The sequence below is a fragment of the Clostridium sp. MT-14 genome (genome assembly GCF_042436595.1).
GTDB classification, from domain to species: domain Bacteria; phylum Bacillota; class Clostridia; order Clostridiales; family Clostridiaceae; genus Clostridium_B; species Clostridium_B aromativorans.
Map to the genome: position 1 here is coordinate 22,454 of NZ_JBHMIY010000014.1, position 15,718 is coordinate 38,171.

Annotated in this window: 12 protein-coding genes; all 12 read right to left on the bottom strand. The window is 38.7% G+C overall.

From position 1 onward, the window contains the following. Positions 1 to 62: 62 nt before the first annotated feature. Positions 63 to 1,409, bottom strand: a complete 1,347-nt coding sequence (locus ACFHWD_RS11085; protein ID WP_179978473.1) for an aspartate aminotransferase family protein — start codon at positions 1,407 to 1,409, stop codon at positions 63 to 65. 26 nt (positions 1,410 to 1,435) lie between these two features. Then, positions 1,436 to 2,152: an alanyl-tRNA editing protein gene (locus ACFHWD_RS11090; RefSeq protein WP_150355575.1), complete on the bottom strand. Its 717-nt coding sequence runs from the start codon at positions 2,150 to 2,152 to the stop codon at positions 1,436 to 1,438. 153 nt (positions 2,153 to 2,305) lie between these two features. Then, positions 2,306 to 2,677 carry a P-II family nitrogen regulator gene (locus ACFHWD_RS11095; protein ID WP_150355576.1) on the bottom strand — a complete coding sequence of 124 codons (372 nt, stop codon included), beginning with the start codon at positions 2,675 to 2,677 and terminating at the stop codon, positions 2,306 to 2,308. Between the two features lie 90 nt (positions 2,678 to 2,767). Further along, positions 2,768 to 3,997: an ammonium transporter gene (locus ACFHWD_RS11100; RefSeq protein ID WP_150355577.1), complete on the bottom strand. Its 1,230-nt coding sequence runs from the start codon at positions 3,995 to 3,997 to the stop codon at positions 2,768 to 2,770. Positions 3,998 to 4,311: 314 nt separating this feature from the next. Next, entirely contained in the window at positions 4,312 to 4,797 is a 486-nt protein-coding gene (locus ACFHWD_RS11105; protein ID WP_150355578.1) for a ferritin family protein, read from the bottom strand. Positions 4,798 to 4,917: 120 nt separating this feature from the next. Beyond that, on the bottom strand, positions 4,918 to 5,370 hold the full coding sequence (locus tag ACFHWD_RS11110; protein WP_150355579.1) for a hypothetical protein: 453 nt from the start codon (positions 5,368 to 5,370) through the stop codon (positions 4,918 to 4,920). Next, positions 5,367 to 6,176 carry a DUF3100 domain-containing protein gene (locus ACFHWD_RS11115; RefSeq protein WP_150355580.1) on the bottom strand — a complete coding sequence of 270 codons (810 nt, stop codon included), beginning with the start codon at positions 6,174 to 6,176 and terminating at the stop codon, positions 5,367 to 5,369. Before ACFHWD_RS11115 ends, ACFHWD_RS11110 begins: the two co-directional genes overlap by 4 nt. Beyond that, a complete protein-coding gene (locus tag ACFHWD_RS11120) occupies positions 6,170 to 7,507 on the bottom strand; it encodes an amidohydrolase (RefSeq protein WP_150355581.1) in 1,338 nt (445 codons plus the stop codon). The genes ACFHWD_RS11115 and ACFHWD_RS11120 overlap by 7 nt, the downstream gene beginning before the upstream one ends. 317 nt (positions 7,508 to 7,824) lie before the next feature. Further along, positions 7,825 to 9,672, bottom strand: coding sequence for an ABC transporter ATP-binding protein (locus ACFHWD_RS11125; protein WP_378061891.1), 1,848 nt, complete (start codon positions 9,670 to 9,672; stop codon positions 7,825 to 7,827). Then, entirely contained in the window at positions 9,669 to 11,894 is a 2,226-nt protein-coding gene (locus tag ACFHWD_RS11130) for an ABC transporter ATP-binding protein (protein ID WP_378061893.1), read from the bottom strand. Before ACFHWD_RS11130 ends, ACFHWD_RS11125 begins: the two co-directional genes overlap by 4 nt. Before the next feature lie 7 nt (positions 11,895 to 11,901). Beyond that, positions 11,902 to 12,351: a MarR family winged helix-turn-helix transcriptional regulator gene (locus tag ACFHWD_RS11135; protein WP_378061895.1), complete on the bottom strand. Its 450-nt coding sequence runs from the start codon at positions 12,349 to 12,351 to the stop codon at positions 11,902 to 11,904. Positions 12,352 to 12,749: 398 nt separating this feature from the next. Continuing rightward, positions 12,750 to 15,587, bottom strand: coding sequence for a SpaA isopeptide-forming pilin-related protein (locus tag ACFHWD_RS11140; RefSeq protein WP_378061897.1), 2,838 nt, complete (start codon positions 15,585 to 15,587; stop codon positions 12,750 to 12,752). Between the last annotated feature and the right edge of the window lie 131 nt (positions 15,588 to 15,718).

Below are 15,718 nucleotides of genomic sequence, written 5' to 3' on the forward strand. Positions count from 1 at the left end.
AAGTACTTTTATTACAGAGATTCACCACAAAAACCGGAACTGAATTCCAGAGACATTTTTTATTACCATCCCTTTATGGTATTCAGTACTTCATCTGGTATATTTCCCTGCAGATAATCTTCAATGGAGGATTTTATAATTTCCAGGGCTTTAAACATTTCATCCTTCGTAATAATCAGAGGCGGTTGAATTCTAAGTACATTTCCATTTAGAGATATGAGGATAACTCCCTTTTCATAACACCTGTAACATATCTTCAAGGTGGCTTCCGTATTTTTCTCCTTGCTCATTTTATCCTTGACCAGTTCCACCCCTATGGATAATCCAATCCCTCTCACATCTCCTATAATAGGACATTCATCTTTCAAATTATTCAAATAATTTCTTGCAAAATTTCCTATTTCATTAACATGTTCTAAAAATCCATCTTGGGAAATTACATCTATAGCACTTACAGCAGAGGAACAGCATACAGGATTGGCAGCTGTTGTAAATGTATGGGCAGGAGGATCAAGGCTCTGCATTATCTCTTCCCTTCCTACAATCGCACTTAAGGGCAGTCCTCCGCCTATGGATTTTCCAAGAATAACTGCATCCGGGATTATGTCAAAATTTTCAATGCCAAACCACTTACCGGTACGGCCGAAACCCTGCTGGACCTCTTCACTTATAAACAAAATTCCATTTTGAGCGCACAGTTCATAGAGCTTTTTCATATATCTTCCGGGAGGAACTATAATTCCAGCATCTCCCTGGATGGGCTCAATTACCACTGCCGCCACTTCATCAGAAGGCAAATAGCTGTCAAAGGCAATTTGAATCTGGTGGAGGCACTCCAAATTACAGCAGTTTTCTTTTTTGTCGTAATTACATCTATAACAGTTAGGATAGGGGAAGCTGTAAACCCCAGGTAAAAAAGGTCCGAGTTTTCTTCTCATCTTTGTGGTAATTGCAGACATGGACATGGATCCATAAGTAACACCGTGATAGGCTCCAATAAAAGTGATTATGGAGCTTCTTCCAGTATAAGCCCTGGCAAATTTAATAGCTCCGTCATTGGCATCTGAACCCGAAAGCCCAAAGGCAACCCTTTTGGGAAATTCCCCGGGCGTAATTTTTACAAGTTTTTCTGCCAAATCAATCATAGGTTTGTTGTAAAGATATGCAGGAGTATAGTGGACATATTTATTCACCTGTTCAATTATGGATTTTTTGACATTTTCATTGGCTCCCCCTACATTTATTGAACCGGCACTGCACAGCAGATCTATATATTCATTCCCATCTATGTCCTTTACAGTGGATCCTTCTATGCTTTCTACAACTAACGGAAAGTATGGAATTCTACAGGCCCTGGAAACAACTCTGCTGTCCCTTTCAACTTCCTTGATACACTTATCTATTTTCATAATCTATAACCCCCTTCTATTATATCTTAATCCTCTATCTCCACATATATTCTCTTATTTATTCTCCCCTTACTTTTAAACCTAACTACTTTTATACTGCCGACCTCTGCAGTATTTTTTACATGGGTGCCCCCATCCGCCTGAAGATCCAATCCTTCAATTTCAACAGTCCTTATTTTATCAATACCTCTCGGAAGAAGATCTTCTTTTGTTTTTATTAAATCTGGAATCTTGAGAGCTTCTTCTCTTTCAAGAAAATTAACCCTGATATCTCTCCTACATTTTATTTCTTCATTAGCTTTCTTTTCAATTTCATCCACTAATTCTCTGTTAAAATTTTCGAATTCAAAATCCATCCTCGCACTTAGGCAGTCCATATCTCCGCCGGTCACTTTAGCTTTATAATCCCTCCACGCAACAGCACATAAAATGTGCATGGCAGTATGTGTCCTCATAAGTTTATACCGGCGGTCCCAGTCTATCTTCCCCATACAAGTTTGACCGGGTTCTGGAAGTCTCCCATTTATATAGTGGTATACAGAATCCCCTATCTTTTTAGTTCTTTCAACAGTGTATACATTTGACTCTCCTTCTAAAATCCCTGTATCATAGGGCTGACCCCCGCCAGCAGGGTAAAATGCGGTTCTATCAAGTACAACTGCATTTTCGGTTTTATTTACTTCAGAAATGCTGCATTTAAATTCCTTCAAATAGCTGTCTTTTTGAAACAACAGTTCACTCATCCTTATCCCTCCCTATTTATATACCAAGTAATGGTATTATATCTATTGTATCAAAAGCAGCATTTATTTCAATACAGTACTCTGTCAAAATCCAGGGTAAAAAATAAAGGATTGTTTCAAAATTTTATTGAAACAACCCTCAGCTCTTCCACTTTATTTATCTTTATCACTGTACTGCAGAGCTACTCTTCCCTCGTCTCCCGTACTTATACGTATAACATTTTCCACATTGTAGACAAATATTTTTCCATCGCCCATTTCTCCTGTATGAAGCACTTTTTTAGCAGTTTCCACTACCAGATCCACAGGCACTTCACAGACCACTATCTCAATCTTTACTTTCGGTACTAAATTTATGTCCATGGTAAGGCCCCTATAATATTCCTTATGTCCCTTTTGCATTCCGCATCCTAACACGTTGGTAACTGTCATTCCCGAAATTCCAATGTCTCCCAGGGCTTTTTTCAGTTCTTCAAACTTGCCCTTAGATGTAATGATATCCACTTTAGTAAGTTTATCAGCCATTATTTTACCTCCTTATTAAACATAATTTACACCCATATATAAATTTTACATCATTCTGCCAAGGCCTATCAACTATATTCATAATATTTTCTACATCTGAATTCCGCCATAAGCCTCTTCACCATGTTCCGTGACATCCAAACCTACCTGTTCTTCTTTTTCACCTGCTCTTATGCTGCTCACGGCATTAATTACCTTTATTATAATAAACGTGACAACCGCAGAGTACACCACACTGGACAAAACAGCTATTATCTGAATTCCCAGCAATTTTGGATTACCATGAATCAATCCACTTGCACCAGCTGAATTGATTGCTTTCCAGGCAAATATTCCAGTGGCAATTCCTCCCCATATTCCACCTACACCGTGACAGCCAAAAGCATCAAGTGCATCATCATATCCCAATTTAGCTTTAACGAAAGTAATACATGAATAACATACAGCTCCTCCTACCAGCCCAATGATCAATGAAGCTAAAGGGCTGACAAAACCAGCACCTGGAGTTATAGCTACAAGACCTGCAACTATTCCACTGGCAACTCCGAGAGAAGTTATCTTCTTTCTATAGGCAAATTCACAAATACTCCAGCTTATGGCCGAAGCTGCTGCAGAAGTATTGGTAGTGATAAAAGCATTCACCGCCACATCATTTATAGCAAGTGCACTTCCTGCATTGAACCCATACCATCCAAACCAGAGAATGGCAGCTCCCAAACAGGTTATTGGAAGATTGCTAGGTTTTCCCACATTTCTCCTTTTTCCAAGCATCAATGCTGCAATAAGTCCGGACACACCTGAACTTATGTGAACTACATTACCACCTGCAAAATCCAGTGCTCCAAGATTTTTCAGCCATCCTCCTGCACCCCACACCCAGTGAGCAATTGGATCATAAACCAACGTTGTCCAACATATTAAAAATACTATCCAGTGTGTAAATTTCATTCTTTCTGCAATAGAACCGGATATAAGTGCAGGAGTTATTATGGCAAACATAAGCTGAAACAGCATAAAAACCTGTTGTGGGATCGTACCTGCATAATCTGCATTTGGTGCAAAACCGACTCCCTTCAATCCTGCAAAATTAAAGCCCCCTATCAATCCACCTATATCTGTCCCAAAGCACAGTGTATACCCTATGAGTATCCATTGAATAGATATTACCGCCAATGCCGAATAGCTATGGAGAGTACTATCTAGAGTATTTTTCCCTCTTACCATTCCTCCGTAAAATAGAGCTAATCCCGGAGTCATTATCATTACTAATGCTGCGCATATTATTACAAACACAGTATCTGCTCCGTTTATACTATTCATAAAAAAATACCTCCTCAATTTTAAGATCTAATGTTATAAATATAAAAAACCTTACTCCCCGGGGTTTTAAAAAAAACTTATTTATATAATACTAAGTTTTAATCAATTTATCAATAGCAATATTAAAATTTTATTAATTTATTATTTTTTTCAGCTATATATTATTATATATACTTTTAGGCACAAGCAGGGATACAATCGTTTCCAATTTGTCTTAAAAAAAATCGAAAAATAAGATGCGTTACATAGAGAGTCATAATATTCTCTTCAACGCATCAAATTCTTCATATTTTCAATTTTATGATATAAACTTATCAATCTACTATATCCTTAAGTAATTTTGAAAAATATGCCACATGTCCTTTTTCTTCCTCTAATATAACGGACAGTATATCTTTTGCATCTTTTTTAGAAATTCCCTCATACATATGGGAATATACCTGAACCGTAAGTTCCTCCGTTTTAACTGCATGCTGTATAGCAGTTTTCAAATCCTTAAATGCATCCTCAGGCTGCTCGCTTTTATCAAAAACCCTGTCTTCAATAAGTCCCTTAAGATATCCAGACACTTCACTGTCCAGAAGATATTCGGATTCAATTTCTTTATTCTGAGAAATTTTATCATAAAGTTTTTGAAATTTTTCCTTGTGAACAAACTCCTGGCCTGCAGCAACTTTCAAAAATTTTTGAGTTTTGCCAGTGGTGTGGTTAATACCGTTAGTATAAAATTTATAGCCTTCTTCTTCCATCAATACAGCTATTTTAAGCATTTCAAGTATACTAAAACTATTGTTTGCCATCTACGCCTTCCCCCTTCTGATAATCATTTACCTTCTCTGCTTATAATATCACGTGAAGCACATATTTTCAAGATGGGGACTGACCCCCTTACAAAAAATGTAAGGGGGTCAGTCCCCATTCTATATTTTACCGGTAATTTTTAAAACAAATTGTGCAATTAAGGTTGCAAATACAAAAGTTCCGGTGTAAACAGTAAGGGCTACAATTACTATTTTCCAGCTCAGTTCTTTGAAAAGTTTTAAATCTTTTCCAAGAGATAGACCTGCAAAAGCCAAAACCGGTGTTGTAAGGGCCAGCATATTTACTTTGTCAAGATATTGCTTATCCAGATAGGCACCATAGGGATTGAGGGGGCATGTCACCAAAACAGCTACTATAGATACCCAAAATACCATAGGCAGATTAATTGGAATAATTTTTTTTATGATAATTCCAGCCAGAGTAATGCAAATCAATATGAGCATTCCAATAAATCCAACTCCTAAAGGCACTTTATCATTTATACTATTTCCAATAAGCGCAATTATTCCAACTCCCAATAAAATAACGGCTTCCTGAATAAATTTTTTCATTTTAATCTTCCCCCACTCTTTTTTCTATTTCTTCCAATTCTAGGCTGCAGCCAATCATAGAACTTATTTGCAACCGGTAGAGAGATAAATAAGGTAAAATATATTCCTATTATAGTAGTAAGTAAATTGGAAGCTGCTGAAAAGCTGGCTATTTCCTTGGCTTCTGATGGAAACACAGCTGCAATAGCACCCGAAGCTGCTGCCATCATACTTCCGGATCCCACGCCTGAACCCATGGCAAGAGCCAGGGGATTGAATATCTTAAGAGATCCCATATAACCTGCAAGAAGCCCTATATAAGCTGCACCAAACAATGTTCCACAGATATATATTCCCATAACTCCACGGCCTTCGGGAGAATCCATGCCATATCTTTCTGAAATTATAGCAATGTTGGGCTCACGATCAATCGAAAAAGTAGCTCCTACGGCTTCACGTCCAAGTCCCAGCAAAACAGCAATTGGAAGGCCCAAAACAACGGTACCAAAGAAATGACCGAGCTCCTGAAAACAAAGTGCCCAGCCTGATTCTACGAGTGCAACAATAGAAGGTCCCATTGTAGCACCTATTTTAGCTACGAACAGTATTACAGCAATTCCCATAATCTCATTTGACAAACTCATTTCTTTATCAGAAATAATCTTCAATTTGGGAAGACTTATAATAAGCCCCATGATCAGGGCAAAGAGCATGGGCAAAAATACCAGATATCCAGGTCCAAACTTAATTTTCTTCTCTCCTATGAGCTCGGCTATTACAACCAATATAAAAGCCAATACAAAAATTTTGACGTACTTTTTTAACATTTTTCCCCTCCTATTACTTTATTGAATCCATTTAAAATTTTTAAATATTCTTCCTTGGATAATTGAGGTTTAAAATTCTTGATTACGTCTTTACCTTTTTCTGCACTGCCGGCCAGCAGATCTACTATGAGCATTGCAAATAACTTTGCAGGAAGTACACAGGCCGCATAATAATCTTCCACATTAAAATCTTTTTCATGGAGGCTGCCGCTGACTCCACCTATATAAGGGTGTATACTTGGAATCAATTGAGATACGTCACCCATGTCTGTAGAAGCAAAAAAATGTCCTCCTTCCAGCACACCGCTTTCAGGTAAAAGTTCACTGCAATTTCGCCTGTACATATCATTTAATTCCTGTGAACATTCAAGAGGCAAATATCCCGGTATGGTCCTGATAACAGTTTTTGCACCCACTGCATCTCCCCCGGCTTTAAGTGCCCTGTCAACTTTTTCATTTGTCTTCACCATGGCATCTATAGTCCTTGCACGAACATAACTTTCAATTCTGACATCATCGGGAACACTGTTTACTACATCTCCACCTTTTGTAATAATAGGATGAAATCTTATATAATCTTCGTCTTTAAAAGTTTCTCTAAGGGCATTTACGCCCATAAGCCCAATCATTGCAGCATTTAATGCATTTATCCCCTGTTCTGGTGCCTCAGCTGCATGGGCTGCCTTTCCTATATACTGTATGGTTTTGGCTAAAAATCCATTACTAGATTTTCCCAAAAGTACAGTAGGATTTGGACAATTTTTCATGGAATGCATCATCATGGCTATATCTACATCGTCAAATTCACCTTGATATATGAGTTCCTGTTTTCCACCTAAAAAATGAATTTTTCCCTGCTGTATTAGCTTTTGTCTGTAGGCAAATTCAATACATTCTTCCGATGGCACTGCCATAAAAGTCACATTCCCATTTAATTTATCTGCAATTCCAGATAACTTCAAACCTATAGCCGAGCCAATCAAAGCTCCCAACTGCAGATGATGTCCGCAGGTATGAGCCGCCCCTGTTTCAGGATCTGTATTTTTATTTCCCCTGCATATGACTGCATCCAACTCTCCGAGAACAGCTACATTTATACCATCATGCCCATCCTTCAATTTTGCCTTTACTCCAGTAATAGCCAGTCCATCTCTATGCTTCAGGCCTATGCTGTCAAAAATATCCCTTACCTTTTTAGATGTCTTTTCTTCTTTAAATCCCAGCTCTGGTTCTTTCTCCACAGATTTTGAAAAGTCTATTATCTTTCCGGAATTGGCATCGATAGTTTTACATACCAGCTGCTTTAACTTTTCAATTTCTTCAGTGCTCATATAAAATAGCCTCCCAATCTTTTTTTATATATTTGCTGCCAAATTCATCATGAATATTAAAAATACATTTATTCATAATTGTTTGAGTATGGCGGATATGCAGTATTTGAAATATGTCCGTCATATATGAAAATTTACAAATATATATAGGCATATTTTATTACTAAGTAGTATTTTTGTCAAAATTTTTGTTAAAATAATTAAAATACTTTAGTATATAGATAAGTACACATTATACAGTAAATTCAAAAAACTGCATAAAGTTAAAATTAATAAGGCCAAGAAAGTCTACTGAAACTTTTCTCGACCTTATTAATTTACGCAGTTTCAAACTGACTGTTGTAGAGATCTGCATACACTCCGTTCTTTTTAAGAAGTTCAACATGCTTTCCCTGCTCAACAATATCACCGTGATCCATGACAAGTATCAGGTCGGCATCACGTATTGTAGAAAGGCGGTGGGCAATTATAAAACTTGTACGGCCTTTCATGAGATTATCCATGGCCTTTTGAATCTGCAATTCCGTACGGGTATCCACAGAGCTCGTAGCCTCATCCAAAATAAGTATCCTGGGATTTGCAAGTATTGCCCTTGCAATGGTGAGCAGCTGTTTCTGTCCCTGGGATACATTTGAAGTTTCTTCATTCAGTATCATATTGTATCCATCTGGCAGAGTGTGAACAAAGCTGTCCACATGGGCCGCCTTTGCTGCTGAAACAACTTCTTCATCAGTTGCACCAATACGTCCGTAACGAATGTTCTCCATTATACTGCCATTGTAAAGCCATGCATCCTGAAGCACCATGCCAAATATGGATCTGAGATCCTTTCTCGTAAAAGTCCTTATATCATGGCCGTCCACAAGAATCTGTCCGGCATTTATATCGTAGAAGCGCATGAGAAGTTTAATGATTGTAGTTTTACCAGCTCCCGTAGGGCCTACGACTGCAATTCTCTGACCGGGCTTAACAGAAGCTGAAAAATTATTTATAACAATTTTATCCGGATCATATCCAAAATGAACATTCTTAAATTCTACATGACCCCGTATATTTTCAGGTTTAACTGCATCAGAAGTTTCAGGAGTTTCCTCTTCCTCCTCCAGGAATTCAAAAATACGCTCCGCTGATGCTGCTGTCTGCTGAAGTATATTTGAAATATTGGCAATCTGTGAAATAGGCTGGGTAAAGGATCGAACATACTGGACAAATGCCTGAATATCACCTACTTCAATAGCCTTCTTTGCTGCCAGCCAACCTCCCAAAATACATATTGCAACATACCCCAGGTTGCCTACAAAGTTCATCATGGGCATCATTATACCAGATAAAAACTGAGATTTCCAGGCTGATCCGAAAAGCCTTTTATTCATCCTGTCAAATTTTTTAATACTGTCTTTTTCACCATTGAAGGCCTTCATCACAATATGACCGCCATACATCTCTTCCACATGTCCATTTAAATTTCCAAGGTAGTCCTGCTGCTGTTTGAAATACTTCTGTGAATATTTAACAATGAGCATTATGAGTCCCAGAGATACGGGAATTATACAGAGTGCCACAAGGGTCATCTGCCAGCTTATACTGAACATCATGACCAGCACTCCTAAAACCATGGTAACAGAAGTGATGATCTGTCCTAAACTCTGATTAAGAGTCTGACTTAAAGTATCCACATCATTGGTAACCCTGGACAGTACCTCACCATGATTCGTCCTGTCAAAATATTTTAAAGGCATACGATTGATTTTCTCCGAAATATCCTTTCTGAATTTATAGCTTATCTTCATGGACACTCCAGACATTATCCAACCCTGAACATAGGCGAACAATGAACCAATCGTATATAAGACTGCCAGCAGCACAATTATTCTCCCTATATAGGCAAAATCTATATTCCCGGTACCAGATATCTTTGCCATAACACCTTCAAATAATTTTGTGGTAGCTTTTCCCAGTATCTTAGGTCCCACTATGGAAAATACAGTACTTGCAACAGCAAAAATAACTACAACAGCAATTGATATCTTATATATACCCAGGTAACCCATGAGTTTTTTCATAGTACCTCTAAAGTTGTGGGCTTTTTCCCCGGCAATTATCATACCTCTCGGTCCCCTATTTTTCCTCAAAGAAGGTTTCCGTCTGTTATTGTGTTCACTCATGCCAATTCCTCCTTAGACAGCTGTGATAATGCGATTTCCCTATAGGTTTCACATTTCTCCATTAATTCACCATGGGTGCCAACTCCAACTATCTCTCCCTTTTCAAGCACTACTATCTGCTGCGCATTCTTGATTGTGGAAATACGCTGGGCAACTATAAGAATGGTGCTTGACTTTGTCTCGGTTTTAAGAGCCTTTCTAAGATCAGAATCGGTCTTAAAATCAAGTGCGGAAAAACTATCATCGAATATATAGATCTTCGGCCTTTTCACAAGGGCACGGGCAATAGACAGCCTCTGCTTCTGTCCTCCCGATACATTTGAACCTCCCTGGGAAATTTCACTTTCAAATCTTTCCGGTTTTTCATCAATAAATTCTTTCGCCTGGGCAATTCTCGCCGCTTCTTCCATATCACTGTCCGACGCACTATCTCTGGCATATTTCAAATTGGATTCAATAGTACCTTTAAACAATGCACCTTTCTGGGGTACATAACCAATTAGATCTCTAAGCTCACGCTGTGCAACTTTTCTTATATCAATTCCATCAATAAAAATCTGTCCCCCGGTTACATCATAAAAACGCGGCACCAAATTGACAAGAGTGGATTTACCTGAACCGGTGGAACCAATAAAGGCTGTTGTCTGACCTGGAAGAGCCTTAAAGCTTATGTTCTTTAATACATCTTTTTCTGCACCTTCATATCTGAAAGAAACATTTTTAAATTCTATAACACCTTTAACTTCATCAGGAAAGTGCAGGGGCTTTTCTGGATCTACAATGGAGGGCTTTACTTCCAGAACTTCATTGACTCTCTGGGCAGATACCGAGGCCCTTGGTATAAGAATAAACATAAAGGACATCATGAGAAAGGCAAATATAATCTGCATGGCATACTGCATGAATGCCATCATATCTCCCACCTGCATACTTGAACTTGCAATCTGATGCGAACCAACCCAGACTATGAGTATTGTGACACCATTCATTATGAGCATCATGGCTGGAAACATGGCAGACATGACACGATTTATAAACAAGTTTGTATCTGTCAGTTCCTGATTTGCCCTATCAAATCTTTTCTCTTCAAACTTTTGAGTATTAAATGCCCTTACCACCATCATTCCAGACAGATTTTCACGGGTAATGAGATTCAATTTATCTACCAGTTTCTGCACAATTTTAAATTTTGGGAAGGCAACTGCAAATATGCTGCCGATTAAGCCCAATAGAATCACCACCGCCAGGGCAATGATCCAGGTCATGGAGGTACTCTTGCTTAAAACCTTCAAAACTCCCCCCACACCTAAAATAGGTGCATATATAAGCATTCTCACTGCAAGAAAAACAACCAGCTGTATCTGGGTGATGTCGTTGGTAGTTCTTGTTATAAGCGATGCTGTTGAAAATCTATTGAATTCCTCACTGGAAAAGCTCTCCACTTTGGTAAACAGATCTCTACGCAAATTTTTTGATAATCCCGCTGCAATTCTAGCCCCTATAAGCCCTACCGCAATGGTACAGACTGCACCAAGCAGAGAAATTAGAAGCATGATTACACCCATATGGACAATATATCTGCTCTGAATTTTATCAGTATTCATTCCTATTTTCTCATATTCATCCCTGATTGAGGCCGATGAGGCCTGTATTATCATGCTGTCACCCATTGAAGTAAATTTTTTATTCATACTTTCACTTATTTTCAGCCGCTGCGTTTCAGGGAGTTTTGAAAACAGTGCAAATAGATCCGTATTTGCAGGTATCTTCTGCCCGTTAAAATTTATAACTCCATTTCTTGCACTATCTTTAATTTTTTCCACACCGGAAACAGCCAGGAAGGCCTTTCCCATTACAGGATTCATCCTGTCAATCTGCGGCTCATCTATATTTTTTAAAACATACAGGGGTTCACTTTCAAGTCCTGGATAATCCTTGAGATATCCACTGTAATTGAGGCTGGATTTATTCACAAATGTATAATTTTTTAAGATCTGCTGTCTATCATTTTCATTCATAAATACTAAAAGTCTGTTCATTTCACTTTCTCTCACTGCTTTCGGCACTGCATTTTCGATACCGCTCTGCTGTATTCCTACATTTACAATATTAGACATGTAGTCCGGCAGGGCAAGATCACACATTGCCTGTATGAAAAGTAAAATTACTGCACTTATAACAAGCACAATAAACGGCTTCAGGTATTTCATCAATTTAAGCATTATGTCTTCACTCCCCATTCATTTTCTGTCTATTCATTACTTTTTCCAATGTATACAACCCCCTGCTTATTATATCCATTTCCTCCGGGGTAGCCACATCCATCATGGATTGAAATATCCTATCAACTTCCTCATGCTTGGCATCAGCAATCTTTTTAAATTCGGGAGTAACACTCACATAGACTATTCTCCTGTCCTCCCTGCTCCTTGCTCTTTTTACAATATTCTGCTTCTCCAATCTATCGATAATTCCCGACACAGTGCTATTGGACAAACTCATCTTTTCACCCAGATCACTTATCTTCATTTTTCCATGACGCATAAGATTCATCACCACAAACAATTGTGGTCCAGTTAGATCAAGTTCCTTAAACCGCCTCCCCATAATCCTGTGTGCATTCTTCATCACCCTTTTTATTGTTCTAAGCAGCTTTATTCCATCTTCTACATCACTCATGTCCTCTCTTCCTTTCAGAATATTCTTATGTTTCGCATAAAAATATTTCGTATGCAAAATATATTTTACTGCATTGTCCTGTTCTAGTCAAATATTTTTTTATAAGTTCAAAATTTGAAGCAAAAAATTAAGAGTGAAAAATCTTCATTAATTTTTCACTCTTCACTGAAAACTTTCAACTATCAATGTCAACCTTTAAGTTGTTTTATATATTCAGTTATGGCATTATCTTTTTCCAGGTATTTTAGGTAAAGTCCAGCTCCCTTTTTTAATGTTTTAAGATAAATCCTTTCAGGCATGTATCTGCAGATCATGACCTGTTTATAAAAATGTATTATATAAAAGATGGTGCTTCCCAATATCCCGGGAAACACCATCTTCCTGTCACTTAATTTCGCCTAGATGTTTTTTTCTGATCTTTTACTTCTCATCATCATCCAGATCCCTGCAAGAACTGCCATCATTCCAATTACCAGCAGTACTGCAGTATCTACCATACTCCCCGTTTTAGGAAGTCCCTTGGAAATATTTTCAGACGGAGTTCCGCCTGGATTGCTGGGATTAGGAGTTCCTCCCGGATTGTTCGGATTCGGGGTCCCTCCCGGATTGTTCGGGGTTGGAGTTCCACCTGGATTGTTCGGATTCGGGGTCCCTCCCGGATTATTCGGATTCGGGGTTCCCTTTTCATCCACTACGGTAAACTGATATGTCTTCGAAGAATCCACATTGACACTCAATGTCTTCCCGTTCAAATCATATCCGGCAGGTGCCGCTGTCTCTTTGATAGTGTAGCTTCCATAAACCACATTGTCAAATCTTGCAATTCCGTCCTGCCCGCTGACTGCCGAGGCCGTTTCCACACCGCTGTTGTACAGTGTGAATTTGGCTCCGCTGAGTGGATTTCCGCTGGCATCTGTCTTCTTCACTTCAATGGAGGCTGCATTTTTAGTATCTTTCACAGTTCCGATGTCATAGGTCTTGCTCATGTTTATTTCCACAGGAATTACCTGGGAAGAAAGCACATATCCTGCAGGAGCTGTGGTTTCCTTCACAGTGTATTTCCCCGGCTGTACTTTGGTAAACCGGGCAGTTCCGCCGGCATCTGTAGTTGCAGTCTGAACCGGATTGCCGCTGTCATTATAGAGTGTAAATACCGCACCGCTCAAAGCATTTCCGCCATCGTCGGTTTTCTTCACACTTATGGTTCCCTGAATACCTACACTGCCGCCGCCCGGAATCTTCGTATCTGAAAGGCTGTATACACCCGTTCCAGTATCTCCTTCAGGTCTTGCATATACAGTGCTTCCGTCAGCAGTTATACTTGCATCCAGCACTTTGGATGAAAGGTAATATCCTGGAGGTGCTTCAGTTTCCTTTATTACATAGCTGCCATACTCGATATTGCTAAATATCACATTGCCAGTTGTAACAGCTGCACCCTCTGCATCATCTGCACCGCTTGCTGCAGTCAAATCCTTGCCGTCAGCATCCTTCACCGCTGTAAGAGTTTTACCGTCATCACCAATTCTGTAAAGTGTGAATACCGCACCTTTAAGAGGATTTCCACTCTGATCTGTCTTTTTGAACTGTATGTTTCCCCTTATCTTGTTGTCGAAAAGTACACTTGAAGGATTTCCATCTGCATCATTATACACAGCATCTACAGTCTTTCCATTGTCATTATCTCCTATAGCCGCAGTCAGTACCTTATCAGAAGGATTGTAACCTGTTGGCGGAGCGATCTCTTTTATATAATAGGTACCATATGGAACATTAGAAAATGTAACACGTCCATTCTCTTCGCTAGCTGCAGTTACACTCTTGCCCTGGGAATCTTTAACAGCATCATTGCAACTTGAATCTTTATACAGCCCAAATACTGCTCCGTTTAATCCCGCCTCATCTGCATCTTCTCCAGTTTTGGTGAACTGTATATTGCCTCTGATAACGGTGTCCCTGTAATTGTAAGTTGCCTGACTACTGTCACTTCCATCAAATTTAAACACTCCATCTTGAGAGTCATAATTGTTTTGATCACTTTTATTAAGCTGGAATTTATATTCCGTGCTATTGAGGTTATACCCTGTAGGAGCCGTTATTTCTTTAATATAATAATCTGTGTCATACAAAAGTCCATCAAAAACAACAGAACCATCATTTACTGTAGCTGAAGAAGTTGCCTTGACGTTTCCGTACTGATCCAGAAGTTGGAATACTGCCCCGCTTAACGGCTGGGAATTATCACTATCGGACTTTACAATTTTGATGCTTACCGGTGTGCCAGTTACCCAGACACTTCCGCTGACATACTTTACATATCCAGAATCATTTGTGGAATTATAAGTCTTTCCCTTAAATGTAACAGAATTCGCATAGGTACCATTTTCAGTAACATTGGTTACAAATTTAAGTACAAAAGGCTTATTATCCGAATCATCCGGAAAAGTAAATTCAAATAACCTGGTATCAGGATCATACTTCACGTTATCCTTGGTAAGCTTTATCTTATCTCCAATTGGACTGAGAGTTCCATCAGAAGAATTTACCGTAGCATTATATAATTCTACGGAATCCGTATTTAATGACAGTCCTTCCTGTAAAGTATCACTTATAATTGCATTGGACAAATCTACAACATTATTGGGAGCTATGTCCAATGTCCAGTTAATATAGGACTTACCATCAGGATGATCGGCAGTTTTAGTGACTATCGGATTGCTAATGGTTTGACTGCCTGAATCCGTTACTGTGCCATATATTCCCTCTCCAGTTATATAAGCACTATTTGTTACCTCAGGATTTCCCGGAGTAGTAAAAATACTTAAATCTACAAGCTCCGTCTGAAACATTATAGTATAGGTATTACTATTGGAAGAATCGGGAAATTTATAAGTGAGAGTTCCATTATTTCCGGAATCCCCAATTTTTCCTGCTGAACTATCATCAATTGGCTGCGGTTCATTAAAACTTCCCCCCGCAGAAGTGCTGGGAGTTGCACTGTCTAGATCTCCTGAATAATTTCCGTCTATTATTTTTGCAGAACCAGAAACATACTTCAAACCCTTTGGAATATTATCAGTTACAACAGCACCGGTTACAGACATCTTATTATCATTTATCAGTATTTTCCAGGTTATCAGTTTAGAGTTATAATCATATCCTGCACCTGATTTGTCAATTACATTACTTTTTACATCTACAGATCCATTGGCATTTTCGTCTATTACACCGGGCACTTTAATGTTGGCAGCATTAGTATATTTTTTACTGGAATTTGCCTGATAATCACCCTTTTCAACTACCTGCGTCTTAAAGGTTATATTATAAGTTTTATTAAAATCGCTAGTAAAGGTATAAATAATCTGAT